Annotated in this window: 26 protein-coding genes; 7 read left to right on the top strand and 19 right to left on the bottom strand. The window is 60.7% G+C overall.

The window, feature by feature from the left end; genetic code table 11:
* Positions 1-86 precede the first annotated feature (86 nt).
* From ACE10X_RS05785 to ACE10X_RS05720, 14 genes are all read right to left on the bottom strand, one after another.
* Complete coding sequence (locus tag ACE10X_RS05785; protein ID WP_375764082.1) at positions 87-575, bottom strand: DUF992 domain-containing protein; 489 nt, start codon at positions 573-575, stop codon at positions 87-89.
* 174 nt (positions 576-749) lie between these two features.
* Positions 750-2,642 carry a molecular chaperone DnaK gene (gene dnaK, locus ACE10X_RS05780; protein ID WP_038387859.1) on the bottom strand — a complete coding sequence of 631 codons (1,893 nt, stop codon included), beginning with the start codon at positions 2,640-2,642 and terminating at the stop codon, positions 750-752.
* 296 nt (positions 2,643-2,938) lie between these two features.
* Positions 2,939-3,868, bottom strand: coding sequence for a DUF5996 family protein (locus tag ACE10X_RS05775; protein WP_038387874.1), 930 nt, complete (start codon positions 3,866-3,868; stop codon positions 2,939-2,941).
* Between the two features lie 127 nt (positions 3,869-3,995).
* A complete protein-coding gene (gene grpE, locus ACE10X_RS05770; RefSeq protein ID WP_080583557.1) occupies positions 3,996-4,652 on the bottom strand; it encodes a nucleotide exchange factor GrpE in 657 nt (218 codons plus the stop codon).
* 82 nt (positions 4,653-4,734) lie between these two features.
* A complete protein-coding gene (locus ACE10X_RS05765; protein ID WP_244435996.1) occupies positions 4,735-5,262 on the bottom strand; it encodes an HdeD family acid-resistance protein in 528 nt (175 codons plus the stop codon).
* 296 nt (positions 5,263-5,558) lie between these two features.
* Positions 5,559-5,633 carry a hypothetical protein gene (locus tag ACE10X_RS05760; protein ID WP_244435997.1) on the bottom strand — a complete coding sequence of 25 codons (75 nt, stop codon included), beginning with the start codon at positions 5,631-5,633 and terminating at the stop codon, positions 5,559-5,561.
* A gap of 38 nt (positions 5,634-5,671) precedes the next feature.
* A complete protein-coding gene (gene cydB, locus ACE10X_RS05755) occupies positions 5,672-6,676 on the bottom strand; it encodes a cytochrome d ubiquinol oxidase subunit II (protein ID WP_038387861.1) in 1,005 nt (334 codons plus the stop codon).
* A 5-nt stretch (positions 6,677-6,681) separates the two neighbouring features.
* Positions 6,682-8,094, bottom strand: a complete 1,413-nt coding sequence (locus ACE10X_RS05750) for a cytochrome ubiquinol oxidase subunit I (protein ID WP_038387862.1) — start codon at positions 8,092-8,094, stop codon at positions 6,682-6,684.
* Between the two features lie 57 nt (positions 8,095-8,151).
* Positions 8,152-10,419 carry an FdhF/YdeP family oxidoreductase gene (locus ACE10X_RS05745; RefSeq protein WP_038387863.1) on the bottom strand — a complete coding sequence of 756 codons (2,268 nt, stop codon included), beginning with the start codon at positions 10,417-10,419 and terminating at the stop codon, positions 8,152-8,154.
* Between the two features lie 97 nt (positions 10,420-10,516).
* Positions 10,517-10,726: a hypothetical protein gene (locus ACE10X_RS05740; protein ID WP_038387864.1), complete on the bottom strand. Its 210-nt coding sequence runs from the start codon at positions 10,724-10,726 to the stop codon at positions 10,517-10,519.
* Positions 10,727-10,938: 212 nt separating this feature from the next.
* A complete protein-coding gene (locus ACE10X_RS05735; protein ID WP_038387865.1) occupies positions 10,939-11,145 on the bottom strand; it encodes a CsbD family protein in 207 nt (68 codons plus the stop codon).
* 614 nt (positions 11,146-11,759) lie between these two features.
* Complete coding sequence (locus tag ACE10X_RS05730) at positions 11,760-12,656, bottom strand: bestrophin family protein (RefSeq protein WP_375764081.1); 897 nt, start codon at positions 12,654-12,656, stop codon at positions 11,760-11,762.
* A gap of 276 nt (positions 12,657-12,932) precedes the next feature.
* Positions 12,933-13,205, bottom strand: coding sequence for a DUF1488 family protein (locus ACE10X_RS05725; RefSeq protein WP_080583559.1), 273 nt, complete (start codon positions 13,203-13,205; stop codon positions 12,933-12,935).
* Positions 13,206-13,491: 286 nt separating this feature from the next.
* Positions 13,492-14,052 carry a GNAT family N-acetyltransferase gene (locus ACE10X_RS05720; RefSeq protein ID WP_080583560.1) on the bottom strand — a complete coding sequence of 187 codons (561 nt, stop codon included), beginning with the start codon at positions 14,050-14,052 and terminating at the stop codon, positions 13,492-13,494.
* A 320-nt stretch (positions 14,053-14,372) separates the two neighbouring features.
* Between ACE10X_RS05720 and ACE10X_RS05715 the strand changes: the two genes are divergently transcribed.
* Together ACE10X_RS05715 and ACE10X_RS05710 are read left to right on the top strand one after the other, a co-directional pair.
* Positions 14,373-14,663 carry a Dyp-type peroxidase domain-containing protein gene (locus tag ACE10X_RS05715; protein WP_202948942.1) on the top strand — a complete coding sequence of 97 codons (291 nt, stop codon included), beginning with the start codon at positions 14,373-14,375 and terminating at the stop codon, positions 14,661-14,663.
* On the top strand, positions 14,647-14,907 hold the full coding sequence (locus tag ACE10X_RS05710; protein ID WP_051003257.1) for a Dyp-type peroxidase domain-containing protein: 261 nt from the start codon (positions 14,647-14,649) through the stop codon (positions 14,905-14,907). The genes ACE10X_RS05715 and ACE10X_RS05710 overlap by 17 nt, the downstream gene beginning before the upstream one ends.
* Here ACE10X_RS05710 and ACE10X_RS05705 read toward each other — a convergent pair whose 3' ends face one another.
* The 3 genes from ACE10X_RS05705 to ACE10X_RS05695 all read right to left on the bottom strand — a co-directional run bounded on the left by ACE10X_RS05705 (position 14,908) and on the right by ACE10X_RS05695 (position 19,149).
* Positions 14,908-15,072 carry a hypothetical protein gene (locus ACE10X_RS05705; protein WP_162832446.1) on the bottom strand — a complete coding sequence of 55 codons (165 nt, stop codon included), beginning with the start codon at positions 15,070-15,072 and terminating at the stop codon, positions 14,908-14,910.
* Between the two features lie 415 nt (positions 15,073-15,487).
* Complete coding sequence (locus ACE10X_RS05700) at positions 15,488-16,861, bottom strand: SagB family peptide dehydrogenase (protein ID WP_375764569.1); 1,374 nt, start codon at positions 16,859-16,861, stop codon at positions 15,488-15,490.
* A 92-nt stretch (positions 16,862-16,953) separates the two neighbouring features.
* Positions 16,954-19,149 (bottom strand): TOMM precursor leader peptide-binding protein, encoded by a 2,196-nt coding sequence (locus tag ACE10X_RS05695; RefSeq protein ID WP_375764568.1) that lies wholly within the window; start codon positions 19,147-19,149, stop codon positions 16,954-16,956.
* Here ACE10X_RS05695 and ACE10X_RS05690 point away from each other — a divergent pair.
* The 4 genes from ACE10X_RS05690 to ACE10X_RS05675 all read left to right on the top strand — a co-directional run bounded on the left by ACE10X_RS05690 (position 19,063) and on the right by ACE10X_RS05675 (position 22,453).
* Positions 19,063-19,452, top strand: coding sequence for a hypothetical protein (locus ACE10X_RS05690; protein ID WP_375764679.1), 390 nt, complete (start codon positions 19,063-19,065; stop codon positions 19,450-19,452). The genes ACE10X_RS05695 and ACE10X_RS05690 overlap by 87 nt on opposite strands.
* Before the next feature lie 716 nt (positions 19,453-20,168).
* On the top strand, positions 20,169-21,038 hold the full coding sequence (locus ACE10X_RS05685; protein WP_244435876.1) for a VOC family protein: 870 nt from the start codon (positions 20,169-20,171) through the stop codon (positions 21,036-21,038).
* 616 nt (positions 21,039-21,654) lie between these two features.
* The gene (locus ACE10X_RS05680) at positions 21,655-22,035 is read left to right on the top strand and encodes a hypothetical protein (RefSeq protein ID WP_375764080.1); all 381 of its coding nucleotides are present in this window, start codon (positions 21,655-21,657) and stop codon (positions 22,033-22,035) included.
* Positions 22,036-22,303: 268 nt separating this feature from the next.
* Positions 22,304-22,453, top strand: coding sequence for a hypothetical protein (locus tag ACE10X_RS05675; protein ID WP_157788038.1), 150 nt, complete (start codon positions 22,304-22,306; stop codon positions 22,451-22,453).
* A 3-nt stretch (positions 22,454-22,456) separates the two neighbouring features.
* Here the strand turns inward: ACE10X_RS05675 and ACE10X_RS05670 are convergent, their stop codons facing one another.
* Positions 22,457-23,089, bottom strand: a complete 633-nt coding sequence (locus tag ACE10X_RS05670; protein WP_038386194.1) for a TetR family transcriptional regulator — start codon at positions 23,087-23,089, stop codon at positions 22,457-22,459.
* A 93-nt stretch (positions 23,090-23,182) separates the two neighbouring features.
* Between ACE10X_RS05670 and ACE10X_RS05665 the strand changes: the two genes are divergently transcribed.
* On the top strand, positions 23,183-23,848 hold the full coding sequence (locus tag ACE10X_RS05665; protein WP_038386193.1) for an O-methyltransferase: 666 nt from the start codon (positions 23,183-23,185) through the stop codon (positions 23,846-23,848).
* Positions 23,849-23,873: 25 nt separating this feature from the next.
* Here ACE10X_RS05665 and ACE10X_RS05660 read toward each other — a convergent pair whose 3' ends face one another.
* Positions 23,874-25,001 carry a TRAFs-binding domain-containing protein gene (locus ACE10X_RS05660; protein WP_157788037.1) on the bottom strand — a complete coding sequence of 376 codons (1,128 nt, stop codon included), beginning with the start codon at positions 24,999-25,001 and terminating at the stop codon, positions 23,874-23,876.
* Positions 25,002-25,190 lie beyond the last annotated feature (189 nt).

Here is a 25,190-nt window from a genome sequence, read left to right as displayed (position 1 = left end):
TCTTCCGATCTCCACATGCCGTTCTGAACGAAGCAGCAAGAGCCACTTGCCGAACAAGGATGCGAACGATTGTCAGTTCGGCGTCTCTATCGACCCGGCTGAAGGGTCATACTCTCCAATCCTGCGGCGACGATCAGGCCGGTTTCCGCTTGTACGCTCAGGGGTTGCAGCGCGATGCTGTTGTTTGAACCACCCAGAAGTACATTGCCGCCGACACCGACGATGGCCGCAGCCATGGCATCGACGCCGACATAGGTCCCTGCGATATCGCCACGGCCGGGCTGGGCGATCGGCGCGAACACCGACCAGGCAAGCGCGGTGCTCTCGGTGATGCCGATGTCGAGACCGATCCTTTGGATCGTCGCGATGTAGTAGTCTTCGGGCAGCCCGTTGACCCGCAGGACACACGCCAGATTGGTTACCGCGCCCACGATAAAGCCGATGCTCGGGCCGCCCTTGCATTCAAGGACGCCTACCTGCACCTTTTGGACCGGCTGCTGGGCTTGCGTGGTGGATACCAGGGCGGCCAGCATTGCTCCGGCAAAGGCAGTGAGGACCGCCGAACGTCGTCGCATAAGAAAGCTCCTACAAAATGAAAGCGGAATGCCTTCAAGACTTCTGATTGATGTTTATGCAAAAAGAAGCAGTCGGGATTTCATTCCAGCACGTGAGAGCCGGCGTTTCGTCCCGACAGCGGTGCAAAGCCAGATCGGCAGTCGCAGGCTCGCGCCTGCGCTGGCGGAGGCGCGCTATTTCGAGTTCTTCTTGTCGTCGTCGATTTCGGTGAATTCGGCGTCAACCACATTGTCGCCACCCGAACTCGGCGCAGAGCCAGGAGCGGCCTGCGCCGCGCTGGCTTCCGCAAGCTTCATTGTATGCTGCTGCAAGGCGTTCACTTTCGTGTTGATCGCAGCGGCATCGTCGCCCTTCAACGCCTCGCGCAAGTCAGACATTGCGCTTTCGATCGCGCTGCGATCTGGTGCCGCAAGCTTCGATCCGTGTTCTGCGACAGTCTTCTCCGTCGCGTGCAGAAGTGCTTCGGCGGCGTTCTTCGCCTCGACTGCTTCCTTTCGCTTCTTGTCCTCGGCGGCATGAGCCTCCGCATCCTTGACCATGCGCTCGATATCGGCCTCCGAAAGGCCGCCCGAAGCCTGGATCTGAATGTTCTGTTCCTTGCCCGTGCCCTTGTCCTTGGCCGAGACGTTGACGATACCGTTTGCGTCGATGTCGAAGGTCACCTCGATCTGCGGCATGCCGCGCGGTGCCGGGGCGATGCCGACGAGATCGAACTGACCGAGAAACTTGTTGTCGGCTGCCATCTCGCGCTCACCCTGGAAGACCCGGATCGTCACGGCATTCTGGTTGTCCTCCGCGGTCGAGAAGACCTGGCTCTTCTTCGCCGGAACCGTCGTGTTCCGCTCGATCAGCCTCGTGAAGACGCCGCCCAACGTCTCAAGTCCGAGCGAAAGCGGCGTCACGTCGAGCAGCAGCACGTCCTTGACGTCACCCTGCAGCACCCCGGCCTGGATGGCCGCACCGACGGCGACGACTTCGTCGGGATTGACGCCCTTGTGCGGCTCCTTGCCGAAGATCTTCTGAACAACCTCCTGGATCTTCGGCATGCGGGTCTGGCCGCCGACGAGCACGACTTCGTCAATGTCCTTGGCTGTGAGCCCGGCGTCCTTCAGGGCGTTGAGGCACGGCTCGATCGTCCGCTGAACGAGGTCCTCGACCAGCGACTCGAATTTGGCGCGCGTGATCTTGACCTGAAGATGCTTTGGGCCGGAGGCGTCCGCCGTGATGAACGGCAGGTTGACTTCCGTCTGAGTGACCGTGGAAAGCTCGATCTTCGCCTTCTCGGCCGCTTCCTTCAGGCGCTGCAGGGCGAGCTTATCCTTGCGCAGATCAATACCCTGCTGCTTCTGAAACTCGTCGGCGAGGTAGTTGACCAGCCGCATGTCGAAGTCTTCGCCGCCGAGGAAGGTATCGCCGTTGGTCGCCTTCACCTCGAACACACCGTCGCCGATATCGAGAATGGAGATGTCAAAGGTGCCGCCGCCGAGATCGTAGACGGCGATCTTGGCCTGCTTCTTCTTGTCGAGACCATAGGCAAGCGCAGCGGCAGTCGGCTCGTTGATAATCCGCAGAACTTCGAGCCCGGCGATTTTGCCGGCGTCTTTGGTGGCTTGGCGCTGTGCGTCGTTGAAATAGGCGGGAACGGTGATGACGGCCTGGCTGATCTTCTCGCCGAGATTGGCTTCGGCCGTTTCCTTCATCTTCTGCAGGATGAAAGCCGAGATCTGCGAGGGCGAATACGGCTTGCCCTCGGCCTCGACCCAGGCGTCGCCATTGGACGCCTTGATGATCTTGTAGGGAACGAGCGCCTTGTCCTTCTCGACCGTGGGATCATCGTAGCGGCGACCGATCAGGCGTTTCACCGCAAAGATGGTGTTGGTCGGGTTTGTCACCGCCTGCCGCCGGGCCGGCTGCCCGACCAGACGTTCGCCATCGGACGTGAACGCCACGACGGAAGGTGTCGTGCGCGCACCTTCTGCATTCTCGATGATGCGCGTGTTCTTGCCGTCCATGACAGCGACGCATGAATTGGTCGTCCCGAGGTCGATTCCGATCACTTTTGCCACGTCGCGCTCCTCTGCTTCTTCGTTGATCGACGATGTTCGGTTTGCGTCCCTGCGCCACTCCTGTTGAGCAACACATGTGCCAAATCACGACCCGCGGGATTTCAACGACTTAAGCTGCGCTGTCACGACTGGTCGGACATTTTGTCCGAAGCACTCCGGACAAAGTGTCTATTGGTTTAAGCGCGTATGATGCGTCAGCCTGTCCGGCCATTGCCGGCGACTGCGGAAGGCTTGTCCATTGTCGCCGGACAGCTGTCCGTCGCAGGTCGGGCCAGGTTGGAGCGGCACGCCGGAAGTTACCCCGGACGTCCGCCACCCAGCAAGGCGGAATCCCAGCCCGCTGCGGTCGCGCCAGCAACGTAGGCTGATTCCAGGAAGGCGAGCAGGTCACCGTCAGGATTGCCGGACTGGCGCAGGTCGTCGTAGTCGAGAAGGAACTCGCCCATGCCGGCGTCCCATCGTGCGGCGCTCGGACCGATCTTCGCCTGTTCGATACCCGGCGGTTGGGGATAGGTGAAGGAGTAGAATGCGGGCCTGGGATACGAGGGATCGCCCGACCACCACCCCACCTCCACCAACTCCGCATTCATCGCATTGCGCCGGACGTAACCGACATTCGGCGCCGGCGAAGCAGGCTTGCCGTTGTAGAAGGGCACGCGAATATCGAACGTCCCCCACATCAGGCCGATCGGTTGCGTCTTGCCCGTGAACCGTCCCTGGAAGACCCGCAGGACGCGTTGAGTACTAAGGAGAATGCGCCACCAGGCGTTGACCATGTCGCGGTCGTACGGGCGTAGTTGCTTGTCCTCGTCGAACGGGATCGGGTTGGACACTTCCTGCGGCATGAGGGTGATCGAAGCGTTTATCCCCGCACGGCCAAGCTGGCCGAGGAACGTCTCGACCAAGGTCGCGACGGATGTCGGGCCCAGGGGCAATTGTCCCGATCCGCCCGAACTCGTGAGCCACTGCAACTCGTGCGAGACGAAGTCGGCGCGGACCTCGTAGGCTCCGCCGGCGTAGGGGATCGGGCCAGTGGTCAAGCCTCTCGCGCCGAGCCAAAGCGGGACCCCGGCCCATTGCGCCTGGAAAGGCTCCGCCAGCTTGAGCTTGCCGACGGCCTGCAACGCCATGTGGAGAAGATACCGCGTCGGCTCGAAGGCCTGGCAGGACAGAGCCGGCCAAAGATCGCCAGACGAGGGATTGGAAGATGACTTGCCGGTACTCATGGCCTGTCCTCGTACAAACATCGCGTAAGAAGAACTCGCACCGCTATTCCAAGAGAGAATCTGGTCATGGCGAGCCCGATTCGGACAATTGAGATTCCAGAACGGGGCTCCTCTCGACTATAGCAGTTCAGCTTGCGACGCCGACCTTCGCCGGCCTCAACGAGCGCGAGCCGATCGAATAGCCGGGCTGCACCACAGTCGTAACCGTACCGCTTCGCACTGACGGATCCTGAACTTGGAACATCGCCTCGTGAAAGCGAGGATCAAACGGGCTTCCCGTCGGGTCAAGCTTCTTGACGCCATGCGCTTCCAGCGATCGGAGCAACTCCTTTTCGGTCAGCTCCACACCTTCCACAAAGGTCTTGAACGGTCCGGCGTCGTTGCGCAACTCGGCGGGCAGGCTGGACATGGCACGCTCCAGATTATCCGCGACATTGACCATATCGCCCGCGAACCTGGTCACGGCGTACTGCCGCACATCATTCAGATCACGCTCCGCGCGGCGGCGTACATTCTCGGCATCCGCGAGTGCACGCAGGAGCCGGTCCTTGAGATCGGCATTTTCCGCGACGAGCCGCGCAATCGCGTCATGCGTCTCTTGCGCGGATACGTTTGGCGTCGGTTCAGCGCTCACAGCGGCCGGCGATCCGGAACCACCCTCCCTTGAAGGATCCTCGGGCGTCGCCTTCTCTACGTCCTTCCCCTGATGCGGCTCTTCCTGAGACTGCTGAAGGTAACCCTGCCTGTTGGCGTAAGGATTCCTGGGTGGGACGTTGTTGGACATGGCAGCTCTCTTATGTCTCGCTATGGTATGTCGCTCGAACCGCATCGGGTCGAGCCGTTTTCCAGGCCACGAAGCCGGCCATCTACCGTGTACTGCGAAGCTGCAAGCCGAGGCCAATCAGCGCACAGCCCTGGAAGACGAGGTCGACCGACAACAGCAAGCCAAGCAGCCAAAGACTGTTGAGTGGCCATCCCAAAAGAAACGCCAATCCCGCGACCGCTGTGAGCAAGCCGGAAGCACATAGCCAGCCCCAGCCACGGTCGTCCCTCGCTCTGAAGCCGAGCAGCAGGCGCATCAGACCGGATGCGATCGTGAAAACGGCCAGCATCAGAGTCAGAACAAGCGAGGCGATCACTGGATCCAGAATGATTGTCGTGCCGGCCACGGCGTAAGTTAAGCCACCCAAGCCCCAGAGGAAGCGCCCGCGCCAACTCTCGACGCCAAACGCATGGATGATCTGGAAAATGCCCGCGACGATCATCAGAGCGCCGATGTAGAAGATCGTCGTGACGGTCGCCAACAGCAGATTGCTGACAGCACCGAAGCCCAGCAGGACAAAGAGAATGCCGAGGGCGACGAACCAGCCCCACTTCGCGCGCGCCTCGCTCAATATCCCCGTGAACGCTCCCCGCGGCTCTGACGGTGCAGTTGTGTGCGTCATAAGTGAAATGCCCAGAGATTGTTCGTGGCCGTACGTCCTGTTACTGCCGAGCCCAGGCTGGCCCTGCGTTGCAGACGACGACGTTCCTGCAACCGACGACAACGCAATCGACGTGCCAGACTGCAAATGTCGCGATTTCAACGAGTTAATGACGGCCCACGTCGCTTGAAGGTCATTTTGTCCGGAATCGTTCGGACAAAATGACCTCAGCGCGGTGGGCCGGCTCACCGGATACGAGAGATGAATTAACGTAGCCACAGTCTGATCACGCCCGCGACGAAGCCAAGCGCCGCAACGCTTGCGATCCAGATCGCGGCCATCCACATGAGCCGGCGCCATAGCGGAAGCCGCGCCTGCATCAATGATAGCCCACGATGCCTGCCTTGCCGCGAAACACCCAATAGGCCCAACCGGTGTAGGCAAGGATCAGTGGAATGATGACGCAGGCGCCCACCAGCATGAACAGTTGGCTTTCGACTGGTGCCGCGGCATCCCAGATCGTAATCGCGCGTGGAACAGCGTAAGGATAGATGCTGATTCCGAGCCCGATGAAGCTTAGCAGGAAGAGTGCCAGCCCCATGAGGAACGGCAGCCGCTCGAACTCTCGCTTCAGACTCCAGAAGAAAGTTACCGCGCTGATCAGCACCAACAGCGGCACCTGGGCCGTCAACAAGACGCCGGGCATTGCGAACCATCGCCGCCAGTAGTCATAATCGAGAAACGGCGTCACCGCGCTGACGGCCCCCAGCGCCAGAAGCGTACCGGCGCCGAGCCAGAAGGCGGCACGGCGCGCGTGACGTTGGCTCGTCCCCTCCGTCTTCCAGATCAGCCACGTTGCGCCGAGCAGCGCATAGCCGATCACAACCGCGACGCCGGTCAGGATGCTGAATGGGCTTAGCCAGTCGAGCCAGCCGCCGGCATAGGCATCGTTGACAACGTGGATACCCTGCAGAATTGCCCCGAGAGTCACGCCTTGCGCAAAGGCGGCCACCAGGGAGCCCAACCAGAACGCAATGTCCCATAATGGTCGATGCCCTGGATCGCGCCAGCGGAACTCAAAGGCGACGCCACGGAAGACGAGCCCAAGCAGCATGGCGACCATCAACGGATAGGTGGCCGGAAGGATGATCGCATAGGCGAGCGGAAACGCCGCCAGCAGGCCGCCGCCACCCATCACCAGCCACGTCTCGTTGCCATCCCAGACCGGCGCGATCGAATTCATGGCCTGGTCGCGCTCGTCGCCGACCGCGAAGCTCGGGAACAGAATTCCGATGCCGAGGTCGAACCCGTCCATGACGACGTAAGCCATCACCGCAAAACCGATAATGGCAGCCCAGAAGGTGGTAAGGTCGATGCTGTACATAGGCCTCACTCCGCCGCGGTCAGAGGCACGCCGACGCTGCCCGCCGGGGTAATACCTGCGGCGCGCTGCGGTACCTTGGGCGGCTCTTTCTCGCCCGGAGCGGGCGGCTTCGCCATCAGGCGCAGGAGATAATAGGTGCCGGCGCCGAAGGCTGCGAAGTACACCAGCACGAAAGCGACAAGCGAGGCTGCCACAGCCGGCGCCGCCAGCGGCGAGTGCGATTCCGCCGTTCGCAACAGCCCGTAGACGGTGAACGGCTGCCGACCGACCTCCGTCGTCACCCATCCAGCGATCACGGCGACAAAGCCGGCCGGTCCGAGCGCGACACAGGCGCGATGCAACCAGGCCCAGTCGTAGAGCATTCCCCGGAAGCGCGCGAGCAGGCTCCAGAGACCGACAGCGAGCATCGCAAATCCAAGGCCGACCATGATCCGGAACGACCAGAACACGATCGGCACCGGCGGCCATTGATCCCTGGGGAAGTCGCTGAGCCCCGGCAGGGGTGCATCCGGATCGTGCTTGAGGATCAGCGATCCCAGGCGCGGCACCTCGAGCTTGTAACGGACCTGCGCTGCCTCGTTGCTGGGGAAGCCGAAGAGGATCAGCGACGCGCCATCGGGACTGGGTTCGTAGTGCCCTTCCATGGCCAGAACCTTGGCGGGCTGTTGCTCCAACGTGTTGAGCCCATGAGCGTCACCCGCGAGGATCTGGATCGGGGTCACGATCGCGGCCATCCACATCGCCATCGAAAACATCTTGCGCGCGCCGGCATTGGTGCGGTCCCGCAGCAAATGCCAGGCGCCCACACCGCCAACCACGAACGCCGTCGTCAGATAGGCCGCGATCACTGTGTGGACGAGGCGATACGGAAAACTCGCAGTAAAGATGATCGGGATCCACGATCCGGCGGGCACGAACTGGTCCTTCGCATTGATCGCAAATCCCGCTGGCGTCTGCATCCAACTGTTCACGGCAATGATCCAGGTTGCAGAGATCAGCGTCCCGAGCGCGACCATGCACGTTGCGAAGAAATGAAGACCTTTGCCGACCTTGCTCATGCCGAACAGCATGACGCCGAGGAAGCCCGCCTCCAGAAAGAAGGCCGTCATCACCTCATAAGCCATGAGCGGCCCGATGATCGGTCCCGCCCGCGTGGAGAATACCGACCAATTCGTACCGAACTGATACGAGAGCACCACCCCCGAGACGACACCCATCCCGAACACAACGGCGAAGATCTTCAGCCAGTAGCGAAACAGGTTGGCATAGACGCCCTGCCCCGTCTTCAGCCACAACGCCTCGAGCACCATCAGATAGCTCGCAAGCCCGATCGAGAACGACGGAAATATGAAATGGAACGAGACGGTGAACGCAAACTGGGCACGCGCCAGAATCACCGCATCGAGATTGTCCAGCAATGTCCCCTCCTTGCTTCAGGATATGAGTCCCGGCACTTCGCACCGGCATCCGGCCGATTAAGCGGCAACAACACGTACCGGAATGGACTTGGCTGCGGGCGTCCCGCTGATCTTGTCGTAGTAGTCGAGAGGCAGCAGCGGATTGAGCTCGGGGTAATATCCCGCAACCGATCCGCGCGACATCGGATAATCCAGCACCTTCAATCCGCTCACGCGCCGCTGTATGCCATCATCGCTGATCGTCTCGAGCGCAATGCTGGAGCCGTCCTCGAGCCCTCGCGCCGCTCGATCCTCGGCGTTCATGAAGAGAACCATTCGATCATTGTAGACACCGCGGTAGCGGTCGTTGTTGCTGTAGATCGTCGTGTTGAATTGATCGTGCGAGCGAATGGTTGCCAGTCGCAGCATGTCGGGATCCGAAACGGATGCGTTCACTTCCAGCCCCGGCAGAAGCAGAAAGTTCGCCTTGCCATTCGGCGTCGGCCACACCAGTTCGCGCGGCGGCACGTCGAGGTGAAAACCTCTCGGGCTTTCGATGCGCTCGGAGAAGTCGCTGTAGATCTCCGGATAGACCTCCGCGATCTTGTCGCGGATCAAGCCGTAATCCTCGCTATACCTCTTCCAGTCGACCTTGCTGTTCGGCAACGTCGCCTGCGCGATGCGGCAGACGATTTCCACCTCGGGCAGAAGATGCGGGCTCGCCGGCGACAACACGCCGCGAGACGCCGTGACATTCGACATCGAGTCCTCGATCGTCACGAATTGCTCGCCGGCTGCCGTCTGGATGATTTCCGAGCGCGCGATGACAGGCAGCATCAAGGCGTCACGACCGTGAACCAGATGGCCACGATTCAGCTTGGTCGTGATTGCGACCGTCAGCGCAAGCTTTCGCATCGCTGCGTATGATCGTTCGGTATCGGGTACCGCGCGCACAAAATTGCCACCGAGACCGATGAAAACCTTCGCCGTCCCCGCCTGCATCGCGGCGACCGATTCAATGGTATGATGACCATGTTCGCGCGGAGGTTCGAACCCAAAAACATCGCGAACGCGATCGAGATAGTCCTGGCTCGGCTGTTCGTCGATACCGACAGTGCGATCTCCCTGCACGTTGGAATGACCCCGAATGGGTGAAATTCCGGCGCCCGGCTTGCCGAAATTGCCTTTGAGCAGGAGCAGATTGACCAACTGCTGCACCAGCCGCGATCCCTCCTGATGCTGTGTAATGCCCATCCCGTAGCAAATGATCGTCGCGCGCGAGCGAATATAGATTTCGGCGCAGCGGCGGATTTGCGATTGCTCAAGTCCTGAGACTCGCTCCAATTCCGACCATGTCTGCGCCAGCGCGTCGCCCCGGACCGCATCCAGACCGACGGTATGCTCACGAATGAACTCCCAGTCGATGATCTTTTCGCCACGTTCCTCTCGTTCGAACATGACTTTCATGATGCCCTTCAGGAGGGCAAGATCGCCTCCGATGCGGACATGAACGAACTCGCTGGCAATCTTGGTCGAGCCAAAGGTCGCCATCTGGATGATATCTTGCGGATCAGCGAAGCGCACCAACGCACGTTCGGGCATCGGATTGACGGCGACGATCGGAACCCCGCGCTTGCTCGCTTCGACCAGATTGCTCATCATCCGAGGCGAGTTCGTGCCCGTGTTCTGCCCGATGACGAATATCGCTTCAGCGTGCTCGAAATCATCCAGGACAACGGTGCCCTTTCCGACACCGATGGAGGGTGGCAAGCCCCGACTCGTCGGCTCATGGCACATGTTCGAGCAGTCGGGGAAATTGTTCGTCCCGAACTCCCGGACGAATATCGAATAGAGAAACGCCGCTTCGTTGGGCGTACGGCCGGACGTGTAGAATTCCGCTTCGTGGGGAGTGTCGAGAGACCGCAGATGCTGACCGATCAGCGCGAACGCGTCGTCCCAGTTGCACGGCACATAGCGATCCGACGATGAGTCATAGCGCATCGGCTCCGTCAAGCGTCCTTGCATCTCGAGCCAATAGTCGGACCGCTCCATGAGTTCGGAGACGGTGTGCCGTTCAAAGAACTCCCGTGTAACTCGAAACTTTGTTGCCTCAAACGCCAGTGCCTTGGCGCCGTTCTCGCAGAAGTCGAGCGTCTTCTTGCATTCCGCGTCGGGAAACGCACAGCTTGAGCACTTGAACCCGCCGGGTTGATTCATTGACAAAAGCGCGCGGGATCCCTTCGTCACCACACTCTGCTCGAGAAGAATCTTTGCGGTCGCTGCGGCGGCACCCCAACCGCCAGCGGGATGATGATACGTCTTAAAGCGCGGCTTACCGTCCAACATAAATCAACTCCGCAATTGTCAGATCTTCCGTAGGGTCTTCAGCGGGGTGACCTGAATAAGATCACCCGCAACACGCTGGACCGTGCTACCAGCTGCTTTATCGATCCTGGTCGAGGCTAGCGACGATCACCTTGTCGATCATGCCTTCGTTGTGCCGGATGAAGTCATCACGCGTCATGCCGGATGCGCGCCACGCATCCTGGAGGCCGGCGTCTCTGTGAAGCCACTCGTTGCGCGTTTGATGATCGATCTTGTGACGTCGCGCGTCCTGCGATCCGTGTGACGCCTTGTCGTGATCCTTGGACATTGTATCTCCTTGTGTATCCTGTCCTGGCTGGTGCTCTCGCCGGGGCACAAATCGCAGCAGTCCAGGAGACTCTTGAGGCCGGGCTTCGCCGACCCAGGCTCTGCGCAGCTTTGCGATCCGCTGTGATCGTCCGGTGCAGACGATGAATGTAAATCGGGAGTCGATGCTGCCTCGCAGCAGCCGTCGATCCGCCGGGGGTCACTCAATCAGGATCAATCCCAATTTGCTTCCCTGGCCCACTTGTCGACCTCTTTGCGGACCTGGTTCTTGTCAATGCCGTAGAGACCTTGCAGCTTGCCCTCCAGCCGCTCCCTGTCGCCATTGATGATGTCAATGTCGTTGTCGGTCAGCTTGCCCCATGTTGCCTTGAGTGCGCCCTTTGCAGCCTTCCAGTTTCCTTCGATGCGATCCCAGTTCATTTCTATCTCCTTCTTTTGCCTAACCGTGAAACGTGCATCGAGGAGAGGTTAGCAACAGGCGTGCCAGCCTGAGTGCATCGTCATATCAATGAGTTAGGCGGCGCGGGCCAGCGGCGATGGACAATTTGTCACGACAGATTTGGCCAAGTTGTCCGCCGCGGCAGATTGCGGCATGCGCTTCCGGCCGCGGCTTGATCTCCATGATGCAACGCCTGGGGCGGCGGCCTCGACACCATTGCCGCATCGACTCGCCGTCGACGTCGGAATGCATTCGACGGCACCGACGTTTGGTTGGCACAATGGACGGCATGACGAACGCGATGGCGAATGACTTCACCAACGCCTTCGTTTACTTTCCCGAACGTTGAGGCACCGCGTTCATGCGCAAGGACGCTTCGTAGATTATTCGTGCTACTGGGGAGATCAGATGAAGCGCGATCCGAGAGGCCGACGACCGATTCATCACTCGCCCATCTTCTGGGTTGGCATCGCCTTGTGCCTGGCAGCCATAGCCATCTATGTTTGGTCCAACGATCTTTCCTGGCGACCCGCTGCAACCCCGCACTGAGCCGTTAACGCGGCCAGGGTCCGCTCCTCTCGGCAGCCTACGGGAGTTACATCAGCATATTCTGGCGAGGCTTTATCGGAGCCGGCAAATCACGCTCTCCGAGCAGAGCAAGCATCTCGCGTTCGATCGCTCGCCGCATTGCGTCAAGCGGAAGGGCATTTGGCTCCAACCCAAACGGAGACTCAAGCTGATGGCCGAGCGCATCGAGGCCGAAAAAAGTGTAGGCGACGAGCAGTACGGGCAGCAGCGTCCACCAATCGAGCGATCCGGCAAGCGCGAACGGCAACGTCACACAGAAGATCAGTGCGGTCCTATGCAGCAGCAGCGAATAAGCGAATGGCACTGGAGTTGACGCGATGCGCTCGCACCCGCCTTGCACGTCGGAGAGAGCGGTGAGCTGACCTTCCAGGACCGCATAGTGAATTGGTTCGATCCGGTTGCGTTTCATCAGCATCAAGCAGTGCAGCCCGATCTGGCTAAGCATGGCATTGGTCGGGTTGGGGCTACCTGAACCGGCGCCGATCTCGTTCCATGGCTCGATCGCCGCCACCTCGTCCTCACCCCGCAGGCGCGCTGTTAGTCCGGAGCAAAAGCCGCACAAGCCGCGGAGCAGGACACGCCGGTCGTCGTCTTCGAGGGTGGAAGTCTGACGTGCGAACGAGCGGCAGGCGATAATCAGCTTGCCCCAGAGTTCGCGTCCCTCCCACCAGCGGGCGTAACACGTGCTGTTTCGGAAGCTCATGAAGACCGACAGCGCGATGCCGATCAACGTGAACGGAACTGCACTGATGCGTGCGAAAATCCCCGGATGCTCCATGGCAGCAAAGATCGCGAACACACTGATCAGTGCAATCGCCACCAGATGCGGCGCAATCCGCGGCAAGATCGAGCCGTTGACGGCAAACGCGACGTCCCAAAAGCCGGGCTTGGAGCGTACGATCATTGCAACCTCCCCGGTATCCAGGGTTGATTGCCGTACCCGTCTTGCAATGCCGCGCAGGTCTCAACTTCGCTGCCGCACGCAAGCCACAGCAGGTATTTTGCCGATCGGGAAGTTGGATTGGCTCTGAAAGCGCCCGAGAGCACTCCGAACGACCACCAGCTGGAACTGGTCGCCGTGGACATAGGCGCTTCGGAGCCGTGAGAATTTTCCTGTGACGGAGCAGAGAATGCGGCCGCTGTGTCGGGTTGCAACATCATTTATAAGACTAAGTTTGGCTCAAAAATCCACGTCGAACCGATCGAGCGAGACCACGCCGGTGACGCTGGACTGACGATTTTCAAACTTGTCGCTGGCGGCACGTTCGATACACGATCGGCGCATGAGGAAGAGTTCTTCGGCGCTCGGAATGGGATGAAATCGCACGCGCATCACGTTGAGCGCTCTGCGCGCGATCATGCACGTGACCTCGGCACTATCATGGTACATCACGAAATATATTCCATGACGGTGAACCTCATATTGACCATCGGGATCTCGAGCGAGCGCCATCTAACGGTCCTCAAACGATGGTCGCTCCGGATCAACCCGGACCGAGCGGCCATACGATCATTGACTCTGTTGCTCCCAGAGCAAGGAGCAGGCCAAATCCCAAGACGACGCAAATTCAATGAATTAGAGCGCGATCACCGCCCTTAACGCAGACATTTTGTCCCCAGCGACGGACAAGTTGGGATCGGAGGCCTATCCAAGACACCTAACCATCGGTGAATCGTCGATGCCCAGGGAGGAAGGGCGGTGCAACAGCCGAGGCCGGGAGCGACTTCATAACATCGCTTCATAGATCCCGAACCATGAGCGTTGCATCGACGCCCCTCCAGTTGGTGCGATCAACGATTGACCATCCGAGCCGCGCATAGAAGCCGGTTGCCTCTGATGTATACAGGTTTAACCGCGAGAATCCGCGCTGGCGCGCTTGATCCTCAATCGCCCGCACCAAGATGGAGCCCACTCCTTCGTTGCGATGTTCGGGGACAACGAACAGACCTGCGAGCCATGGTGCGACATCGTGGTTCGGCTCGAACTCGGACTCAACCAAAAGGCAGGCGCCTATCGGCGCACCATCTGCTTTCGCGACGAGCAGCACGCCAAGGCTCCGATCGGCAGCAAATTGCTGCAATGATCTTAGCTCTTCCTCGAAGGAAGTACGAAGCATTGAAAATGAATTGACGCGCCAACGCGCGCAGATAGCCAATTCGATCGCTCCTGGCTCCGCGGTGAGTATTCGAATATCTGTCATCGCGAAAACGATCAACTTCGTGACGTGATCGAAGGCGTTCCGAGCAATAGATGTGCCATTTCCGGTGTGCAACAATGCCGGCAGCTCCAGAAAGAGCATCGAACGACAGCGGACAATCTGTCTGTGTTGTTATGGACAATTTGTCTATCACCTTTGCGTGGAGCACCCCGCTAGCCGCACTCAGTGAGTCAAGGCACGACTGCGCCACATGAGATGTTCCGCCAGATTGGAGCAAGCGGCTGATCTGCCGACGAAGTCCGGACAGATACTGCGCCCAAGCAACACGTTGCGTATGCAACGGACTTGAAGGACGATCCTGGTTCGACGAGGGAGGCGCAATCACCGTGTTCAGCACAACACAGACTTCGGAGTCGCGGCATCGCGCTGTCGACTCCGAGCCCCAGTACATCGATGCGCCCATGACCGCGTCGGCGGCCTTTCTCGTGCTAGCGATCGATCCTGGCGATCAGGCTCTTGAGGCGGTTCGCGCCGCCGTCGGTTCGACCACCGATCTCATCAAGGATATCCGAGGGCGGGCCAACAGTGAGACGTTCACCGCCAATGTTGGAATCGGTCACCGCGTCTGGCTGACTCTCACCGGCAAACCGGAGCCAAAGGAGCTCACTACGTTCAGGGAGATCAAGGGAACCAGGCACACCGCGATATCGACGCCGGGAGGCCTTCGGCGACGCAGTGACCGCCGTGGATGATGTCGCTGGCTTCCGGTATTTCGACGGCCGGGACTTGCTGGAGTTCGTGGACGGCACGGCGAACCCCGATGGTCTCGATCTTCCGGCCGCGACTCTTGTTGGCGACGAAGACCCGGACTATGCCGGCGGCAGCTATGTGGTTGTCCAGAAGTACCTCCACAATCTAGCTGCCTGGCGGGCTCAAACTACCGAAGCGGTCGCGATCCGCGTCGAAACAGATACTGGGGAAGGCGTCGCCAAATGATCAGTATCTTGAGGGTTTCGGTTGAGTCTCGCTCACAGGATCAGAGGCCGGAAAAGTCTCTTCGAGACCTTCCTCGAGCTTGGTTTGCTTCATGTCTGCCTCGATTGCCTTCTTGGGATCGACCGCGAGCTTGTCGACGGGAGCAGGATCGAATTTTTTCTTCATGGGCGTTTCTCAATGGTGGACTGGTCCGCGCGGAACAATGAACCTCATGAACGAGCGGTAGCCAAGATCGTTCAAGGCAATTCAGCGAGAGCGCGCTCCGCCTTCAGGCGGATGCACCAAACGGGATGGGCGGCGCTGGTTGCCGAGGAGCCCGTATTTTTATTTATACCGGGCGTCGCCCTGTTGGTATTTCGGTTGGTATCGGCAGCAATTCACGACAAAAACCACAGTAAATTCAATTGATTATGATAGTATGCGATTGCCGGCCAGGGGCACCATTCAGCGCAGCCGTAGCCGACAAGCCATCCGCACGAAGGCTCGTCCCGGCGTAGCCCGAAGGGCGAAGCCGAATCCCGCCCCGGGGCGCTATTCGCGTGCGATCTAGCTGTAAGCATTCGAAAGACCTCCCCTCTGGCTAGAGGGGGGCCGGTTTCCTGCCGCGCCCGAGCGCGAATTGACCGACCGGGCTCTCCACGTGGAATTCAAGCCCCGTCATTTTTGCAAACAGATCGATGTTGCAGGTGCCGATTGCGCAGCCACCAAGGCCCATGTCGGTCGCCGTCAGATAGAACGTCTGGATCAGGTTGCCGACGTCCTTCAGGATCAGCGAATATGCGATTGAGCTGTATTTCCAGGAGATCCGCCCAAAGCGCGCGGCGATCGTGATCAAGACCTGCGGTGGACCGGATGCGTCCATGGCAAACTCGGCCGCCGTAGAAAGCGCTTGGAGTTGTTGGGCGGAGGCGTCGATCGCGACAAGCGCGTGGCTGCCCGCGTCATAGTGGTAAAGTCCACGTGCAAGCTCCCCGCAGTTCAAGACCGCCAAGTATAGTTCCAGCTCGTACGCGCCGCCTGCCGACGGATAGGGTCTTGCGCTGTAGGTGACCTCGGGATCGCCGTCAAAATCTGGGCCGATCTTCCATTCCGACAGCACGCGGGCTGTCGTGTCGAGAAACTGCGCGAGCTCGGCGAGCGTGACCGGATGCTGGTCGTCGAAATCTCGTATTGAATGGCGTTCGCGCAACAGCTTCGCGAAGTGCGAGACCGACCCCGACGTGGAGAATTTGCCGAGGTCGATCTTCTTGCCGGGCCAAGGCGGACGCACCGCGGGTAGCGGTGGAACGACGCCCGCATGGGTGAACGCGCCGCCAACTGGATTGGTGTGCCGGCCCTCCGTGCTCCTCGTATGAAACACGAGATCGTGGAAGTCCCAGAGAACGAGATTGCCGTCGCCTTCATTCACCCGAAGGCCGTCGCCGTCTTTCGCATTGAGCTTGATCAGCATGTTGCTGTCGATCAGCAATCCGAGCAGATCGAGGTTCGCGGAGGCCGCATGGCGGCGAAGCTTGCTGATCTTCTGAGGCCGCGACAGGGCAGCGAGGGTGGCAGCGATGGCGGGATCGAAAATCCGAAACAGCGCGCCGGCGCGCGGCGATTCCAGCACCATCTCGCTGCCGCGCCGGCGCAGATAGGCGAAGCGCGACAACACAATGGTATCACCGTTCCCCAGCTTTGCGCGTTGTGGCCAGTATTCGGCGACCTGCGGCTCGATGACCACGAGGTCTTGCTCGTCACGCGGAGAGTATAAGCGGTATTCGAGAAATCCATGCCCTGCCAGTCGCCGCACGAGGGCATGAACCTGCCTCGCGAGGACGCCTTTACCCGCAAAGGAGGTGAGCGGCAGGCCGCTGGTGAGATGTCCCGCACGGTCGACCGCTGCCGCACTGAATTGTCCCAGATTGATCGAGTAGCCGCCCAAGCCTGCAGCGATGCTTCCGTCCGCCTGCATGTGAAGGGAGCAACGACCGTTCAATCGGGCGACGATGACGGGTGCGATCTTCCTGAGCTTCGTTTTCCGGAAGTTGCGCAACGAGCCAGCCTTCAGGTGTGTGGAAGGAATGGCGTGAGCTCGCTTTCCAGTCGCGGACGATTCAGCAATCCGAGCTTCATCGGAACATCGTAAAGTCGGCCGGGCGCGAAGCGGCGATAGAAATGTCGCAACCCCGGAACGAGCACTCTGACGACGGGCACCTGGACATCGGGCCGCGTCTGGTCGAGCACGAGGAAATCAAATCCCGCGCCGGTGGCAATCTCGATGCAGGCATTGACCTGGTCGCGCGCGTTGTCGTGAACCTTGAGGCTCGGCGCCGACGGCACGATCGGATTGTCGCTGGGGATCAGGAACGGATAATCGTCCAGCCGCAGCGGCGTGACACCGTCCAGCGTCGGCTTCTCGCCACTTCCGCCGCCCATCATGCCAATCGACATGAACTGGGTCAGCTCAGTGAGGGAACGCAGCAGGGCTATGCGGCGATCGAAATGCGAGCCGGAACCGAATTCGATATTTTCGTGCCCGTTCTGCGTCCAATGGATGATCGCCACGTAAGAGGGAATGCCGAGATCGCTGGTGATGTCGAGCACCCAAAGCCTGCGCCCCGCATCGGCAAGCTGGGCTTGCAGATCCCGCACATAGGGATCTTCGAATTGCGCGAGGTCGACTTCTGCACGTTGCAGCCGGTTGTACCACCAGATCGCGTAGGCGTCGCGCTCGACCAGTTCGAGGAAGCCTTGAACGATGGCTTCCTCCCGGGTGTTGCCGGCCGCGCATCCGTTGGAATCCGTGTGGAAGCCGCCATAGAAGAAGTACAAGAGGCCCGTTGGAAGATGTTTGAAACGCTTGTCGCGTAACGACCAGACCGGCGACCACTCCGTCTTGGTCGAGGGATCGAGCGGCTCAGGCACCAGATGTGAATCGTCCGGCTGCGAGGTATGTCTGCTTTGGAACTGCGCGTCGCTGAAAAGCTGTACTTCGTTGGGAAGAAGAGCGTCGCCGGGAGCGAAATCGACAAAGCGGCGCTTCGTCCTGATCTCGTCCCCCTGGAAAATACCCGAATAGCGCTCGATCGCCTCCATCAACGCGCTTGCCTCGCCCTGCTCGGCTGTGGAGCCCTTGCCGAAGCTGCCGCCGCTTAATCCGGATCTGAGTTGGTCGACGTTCCAGGCCGGCGCCGAGAAATTGTGGTAGGCGAAAAAATTCGTGTTCATCGGCAGATCGGCCTCGATCCGCTCAAGCCGCGAGACGACGCCGGTCAGCGGACTGACGTGCTTGCGGAACCGTGCAACGGTGGCTCGCGACGTCACGGCGCGGTAACCGCCGCTGGTCATGACGAGCTTTCCGCCCTCCGCGATCTCGATCGGCGCTGCCGCCCGGCGCGGACTCTGCAGCTTTCTGCTGCCACAGGTAGGACACTGCGGGCGTCGCGCGACGTAATGCTTGGCAATGACGGCACCGGTCAGGTCGAAGCTTGCGATGTGATCGCGCAGATCGGTACGAAATCCCGAGGCAATCGCTTTTGCGATTTCAACAGCAGCGAAGTGGATGCCGATCTGTCCGACGGCGTCGCCGACCAGGGGCGATACGGCGACCACCTGCGCCGCTCTGCGATCGAGAAATCCCTTGATCTCCCGATTGCGTATCATGCGATCGAACAGGCAAGTCCAGCAGGCGCTCTCGCCCGGCTTGAACACGGGTCCCACCAGCGGAAACACGCCGGACGGCTGCGCCAGCAGCCAGGGCGTCCCATCGCCAAAGCGCTTTCCGTTCAATTCGACGAGCCGCCGGTCAAGATAGTCGTTCGCCAGTGTGATCGTGAGCTTGGGCGACCGCTTGGTGATCCGAACACCGAGCTTGCTCAAGGCCGCGGCAAGTTCGTTGGCGCCTTTGACATCGATCGCTTCGACCCGCACGGGGCAATCGCGGAGATTCTGTTTTGCGACCTCGGGAGGGAGGCCGAGACTCGCCCAATATCCATCGACGGCGCCTGCGAACGCGTGCGGCGCTCCGCTTACGACATATCGGCGCTCTAGCAGCCGCCTGATCGCTTCCTCGATCTTGTCGGCGGGAAAACTCTTTGAGAGCTGGCGAACGATCTCTGGTGCAGCCTTACCATTTTTGCCGATCGCCGCGGCCACCGCACAATAGAGATCACCGTGCAGGAAGAATTTGCGGTTCTCGGAATAGAGGCAGACCACATCGGGAGGAATCACATAAGCGGTGAAGTTCGGCGCGAATCGCAAAATGCCCTTGCGGCTCTGCCTCGCGATGCGGCTCTTGCCATTGACTGTCATCGGGGCGGCACGCTGATCCTGTTGCTGTCACTTCCGATCGCCGGCGCGGGGCCGACCATTGGCATCGCGCGGCTTGTGCGCCGCGTTCGGCCACCGGCATTCTGCGAGCAATTTGGATCACACTCGTCCACCATCGGCAAGCTGATCAGCCAGGCGCGGCGAATGTATAGCGAAAGCAAAAAATTGGCCGGGTCGTTCGGGCGCCCGGCCAATAAAATCGCGACGTGTCGACGCCCAGCCAGTGAGCGCTAGCACCAGCGGCAGCGGCCCCAGGATGCACAGCAGCCTGCGCATGAGACCAATGGCACGCCTACGCCGATCCAACCAACGCCGCAGCCGCCACATCCACCGCAACCGACACCGCAGCGGCAGCCTCTGCAGGCCCTGCATCCTCCGCAACCCCTGCAGCCTCCGCAAGCTCTGGCGCCTCCGCAGCCACGGCAACCACCGCATCCCCGCGCGAGCAGCACGCGGCCTCCGACGCTTTCATCGTCGATGAGATTGAGGTGGAAGGTGGCGAGACTGACGTCGGCGAGTTCTTCCTCGCTGAGCGTCGTCATATGGCCCGGCGCGAAGCTCGGCTTGTGTTGAACGTCGCCGGTGGGCACGGCGGAGGCATATGCGCTGCCCGCCAGCGAAAAAGTCAGACCGGCTAATCCCAGCGCCGGTACCGCGGCGTTGGTCGTTCGCTTCTGTCTCGAAGCTTGCTTCGCTCGCTGCACGGCCGCATCCTCCCAGTTTGGAAGAAAGGACTTCCGAACCACGATCTTACGCCGAGCGAACGAGGCAGACAAGAATTACGGCATACACAAAATGTAATAGAGCTCGTTCAGATTGCATTCATCTTCATGAACGATATCGCGCAATTTCGTCGATTAAATCGAGAATCCGCGCCCGTGGAGCGGATTGCAACGGGTGCAATTTGATGCAGTGCGCAATCGTCGGCCCGCTTGAACGGGGAAATTAGCTTGGTCGATCAACTCGGACGCTTCGCCTGGTATGAGTTGCTGACGACGGACATGCCGGCAGCAGCTGCTTTTTATGGCAAGGTCATCGGCTGGGCGGTGGAAGATGCGTCGACTCCGGAATTCGCCTACACGCTGCTTACTGCAGGCGACGCCCCGGCAGTTGGACTCATGCATCTCCCGGAAGAGGGGCTGCGATTGGGAGCGAGGCCGAGATGGGTCGGCTACATCGCCGTCGATGACGTGGATGCGAAAGCCGTGCAGATCCGCCGCCGTGGGGGCGCCATTCTGGTAACGCCGACCGCCAGCAATATTGGCCGAATTTCGGTGGTCGCCGATCCGCAAGGAGCGACGTTTGCACTGGTTTCCGGGCTGACATATGGCCAACGGCAGTCCAGCGGATTGGACGAGCCTGGACGCGTGGGCTGGCACGAGTTGCTGGCTGAAGACCGGAACAAGATCTTCCCGTTTTACGGCGAGCTTCTTGGCTGGCAGAAGGCTCACGCTGGGACCGGGCCGGCCGACCTGTATGAATTGTTTTCGGCGGCCGGCCAGACGATCGGCGGAATGCTCACCAAGCTTCCGAGCGTATCGCAACCCTGCTGGCTCTATTACTTCAATGTCGACGACATTGGCGCGGCTGCCAAGCGCGTTGATGCTGGCGGGGGCCGGGTCCTCCAAGGTCCAATCGAGTTGCCCGACGGTTGCTGGATCTTGCGATGTGCCGATCCCCAAGGCGCTCTATTTGCGTTGCAGGGAGCCTGGGATCAGAAAGGCACTGAGCGCCCCTCCGCCTCGGAACTCAATTGGTCCGCCAAGTGGGGTGATGTCGCTTCACGGGGCAAATTGGTCCTTCACAAGTCGAAGCGCTAGGTCGGGAACGCTTCGACCTTGTCGACAGCGAAATTATATAGATATTTCAATTAGATATAGGTTCACAATTGTATTCTGAATGGTGCACCAGCCTTCGCTGCTTCGCAGCTACGGCTTGCCGAGCCAGATGCAATTCTGTCCATGCGAAGCAGCGAAGGCTGTCCCGCCGAAGCCTTGGCGAAGGCGGACGCCCATGACACAGCTACGCGTGGCGCGGCCACGCGAAGGCTGCAAAGGCGAAGCGTGTCCGGCGAAGCTTGAGCAACGCGAAGACGGACTGTTTACAATCACCACACCTCACTGATTCAAGATCGGCAGCCGATCCTAGGCTGGCCGGCTCGGCAGCGCGTCGTTGTCCAACAGCACATCCGCGATAATCAAATTACCGGCCATCGCGCGGACCACGCCTGAGCTCTTCGGCAGTGTCGCGGCCGCTGGACGAGACGTACCGGCCATATTTTGGCCATAGCCCGTTTCTTAAACGCCTGCGCGGGCCATGCCCCGCCTTCGTTTTGCGTCGCCTGACCGATGCGGTCGCTTCGCGAGCCAATCGCAGATCATCGCTGCGCTTCCCCCACAACATGGATGGTCTGCCAACAGCAAGAAGGACTTTGTAATGCGTAAACTTCTAGCCGCTGTGGCGGTTCTTTTGGCGTTCGCTTCAACTGCCGAAGCCCGCGGCCGTCACCATCACCATCGGCACTATGCACATTCCGGTCGCCCCGCCGCGTGGTGCGGCTGGTTCATGCGCACCCAGGTCGGCAGCGATCCCGGTCCGCAATTCAATCTGGCCCGATCCTGGGCGCGCTACGGCAGCAATGCCGGCGGCCCTTCGGTCGGCACCATCGTGGTTTGGCGTCACCACGTCGGCAAGATCGTGGGTCAGGAGAACGGCCAGTGGATCGTGCAGAGCGGCAACGACGGGCATGCCGTGCGCACGCGGCCGCGCTCGCTGGCCGGCGCCATCGCATTTCGAAATGCCTCCGCTTCGTTCTAAAGCGCGATGAGATTGGGTCGAACCGTCATCGCGCTTTAGCCTCTTGTTTGAGCATGATCCTTTCGGAAAACCGCTGGGCACTTTTCCGGATCATGCCTTAGGGAACCTCGACGCTTCAGCTGACATGCGAGCTTGCGAAGCCCGGCGGTATACGAACCGTTCATGATCGCGGCTTACGCTGAAGCGGGGTTTCGCCCTGAAGCCCTCAGACGGGCGCCGTCATCTGTGTTGACCAGATGGCGGCGCCTTTTTTCAGGAGCGAATTGGCTTGCCCCAGAAATCGAGAAAAGTCGCGACGCCCTCCCAGACGGTTTCTTACTGGTCGGCCGCTTACGTGAGTTTCCGCAACGGCGTGACGGTTTTCGCTGTGACCGGCGGCGTGCTCGGGTTTCTGCTGGTCGCCAAGCACTATCTGTGAACTTCAGCGCTTTCCGAGACTCTTCAGATACGCGCAGAACATGTCAGCCATGGCGTCGGCATAGGCTTTGATCTCCGCGGGCGCTCGCGGGCTCTCCGAAAAATCCTTGCCCACCGTGCTCAGCGTCGTCGTGATCAGATCGCCCGCTGTCGCGCGCACAGCGTCTGACGTCTTCGGCAATGCCTCGCGCATGAAGGCTTCGACGATGCGCTCGCCCGATGCCCGCGCTTCGCGCGCCTCGGGCGCATCGCGATAGAGCGGCGCGGCGTCGCTGAGCGCGACGCGCACCGCGGCCTCCTCGCATTCGGAGCGGATGAAGGCATGCACCAACGAACGCAGCCGATCCAATGGCGGCCGCTTGGCATCCTCGAGGATGTCACGCAGCAGGCGCGTGGTCTGCCGCCACTCGTCGCTCTGCAACCGGAACAGGATCGAGGCCTTGTTCGGGAAATACTGGTACAGCGAGCCGACGCTGACGCCGGCCTTCTCGGCCACCCGCGCCGTGGTGAAACGCTGCGCACCATCCTTCGTCAAAACCTGAACAGCCGCATCGAGAATCGCCGTGACGAGCTCGGTCGAGCGGGCCTGTTGCGGCTGTTTTCGCGAGGAAATTGAGGAGCTTCGCCGTTCGGTCATGGACGTCCTGGGGAATGCGATTAGCGAATGCGAATAATTATTCGTATTTGTGGCGGGGCGCAAGGACGCGCCGCTTTCACACCGGAGACCGATATGACCACCCTCATTTCACCTGAGCTCGCGGGCCTGCTCGAGCGCCTGTTCGCGCAAGCCTCCGCTGCGGTCGAAGAAACCCGGCTCGCGGTGGCCGACCTTTCCGACACCGAACAGGCGCGCCTGATGCGGAGCAAGACCGACTACCGCGCGCTGTACGGCCGGCTGAACAATCTGCCGCTCGCGGTCTCGCGCGAGACCGGCGCGCTGCTCTACATGCTGGCGCGCGGCAGCCAGGCGCGGAACATCGTCGAGTTCGGCACGTCATTCGGCATCTCGACGCTGCACCTTGCTGCCGCGCTGCGCGACAATGGCGGCGGGCGCCTGATCACCAGCGAGTTCGAATCGTCCAAGGTGGTGCGTGCCCGGGACAATCTCGTCGCCGGCGGGCTCGATGACCTTGTCGAGATCCGCGAGGGCGATGCACTCCAGACGCTGCGCACGGGTCTGCCCGATACGATCGACCTCGTGCTGCTCGACGGCGCCAAGGCGCTCTATCCCGATATCCTCGATCTCGTGGAGAGCCGTCTGAAGCCGGGCGCCTTCATCGTCGCCGACAACGCCGACGACAGCCCCGACTATCTGGCGCGCGTGCGCTCGCCGGCGAACGGCTACATGTCTGTACCGTTCGGCGACGACGTCGAGCTGTCGATGCGGCTCGGCTGAGGCGGATGACGAGAAAAGTGCGCGGTCAGGCCGTCTTGATCCTGTCGATGATGGCGGACAATCGCGCGCGCTTTGCTGGGTCGGCGACGTATTGGAGACTGGCTTCGAGGTCGCGAAGGACACTGCTCACTTTCCATTTCGCTTGCCCCTCGGCAACCACCTGCATTGCCAGTTCCTCGGCCTTGTCGGAATCGCCAAGGTCAAAGGCCGCGGCAAGCTGCGTCGGGCGCAGCCATTCGTCGGCAAGTTGCAATCGTCTGGCCCGTTCGCAGGCGGCAATCGCGACCCGCACAGTGGCCTGCGCAAGATCCTCGTCGCCCGGGTTTCCCCGGGCACGATAGAGACGGGGCAGGTTGCTGGAGCAATAATAGGCGTTGAGATCGAGTTCCATACCCTGCTGATAACAGTCGATCGCCTTCTCGAGCTCCTCCTTGCGGCGAGGAGAGTCGGCTGGCGCGCCTCTGGCGAGGCGTTTGTGGCGGCCACCCATCAAGCCGAGCCGTTCCGGCGTCAGCCCCGCGAAATCAATCAATGTCTGTATCTCGGCAATGGCCTGGATGTCGTCGCCGGCCTGGGCCGCGGCAAATGCGCGATTTTCCTGCACTTCAGGCTCGTTGGCGAAGCGGTCGGGAAGCCTGCCGATGAAATCCAGCACGATGTTCCAGTCGGCAGCATTATTGACGCAGTCGCGCAGCATCAGCAACAAAGCGAGCGCCTTTGCATAAGTGGCGGGCGGACTTCCCTCGGTCGCGATCAGCGCTTGGGCCCGCGCCATGCGCTGATCCGTGGGCGCCGCGCGCACCGCGCGTATCTTGGTCTGAAACGCGGCTTGCTCGGCGAGCTGGCTCCGCATCGTCATCGCCTTGCGCGGGTCGACATTGTCTGGATAGCCCGGGATCGACTGGTGCATCGGCGAAATCCCGTCAGCAAGCGCCTTGATGGGATCCTTGATCGCGGCCTGCATGGCTGCCGCGGTCGCCTCGGTGATCTCGCCCTCGGGCAGCGGATAGCGGACGGTTCGCATCTGCACGACATCGAACAATTGTTTGGACCAGTCGGCCGCAAGCAACACGCACCCGGTCTTTTGCGATGCGTGGCGGATACCGACCTCGTAATAGACATTGCCGTTCGGAATCGTCATGTCGGCCAGCACGAGATCGGCGAAGTAGATCCGTTCCAGCATTTCACTGACGATCAATGCGCTGGTGTCCTGGTCGGCGCGCACCGGGTGATAACCGAGCGCCTTGATGGCGGGTACGTAGGCGCGATCCCACAATGCGTTAAAATCGATCTCGGCTGGACCAAACTTGGGATCGGCCTGGGTCGGCTTTCGGCCATAGGG

Origin of the sequence: Bradyrhizobium sp. Pha-3 (assembly GCF_042258325.1) — a bacterium.
GTDB lineage: Bacteria > Pseudomonadota > Alphaproteobacteria > Rhizobiales > Xanthobacteraceae > Bradyrhizobium > Bradyrhizobium elkanii.
The sequence above is the reverse complement of the archived record's forward strand: the minus strand, read 5'-3'. Positions and strand labels throughout refer to the sequence as shown.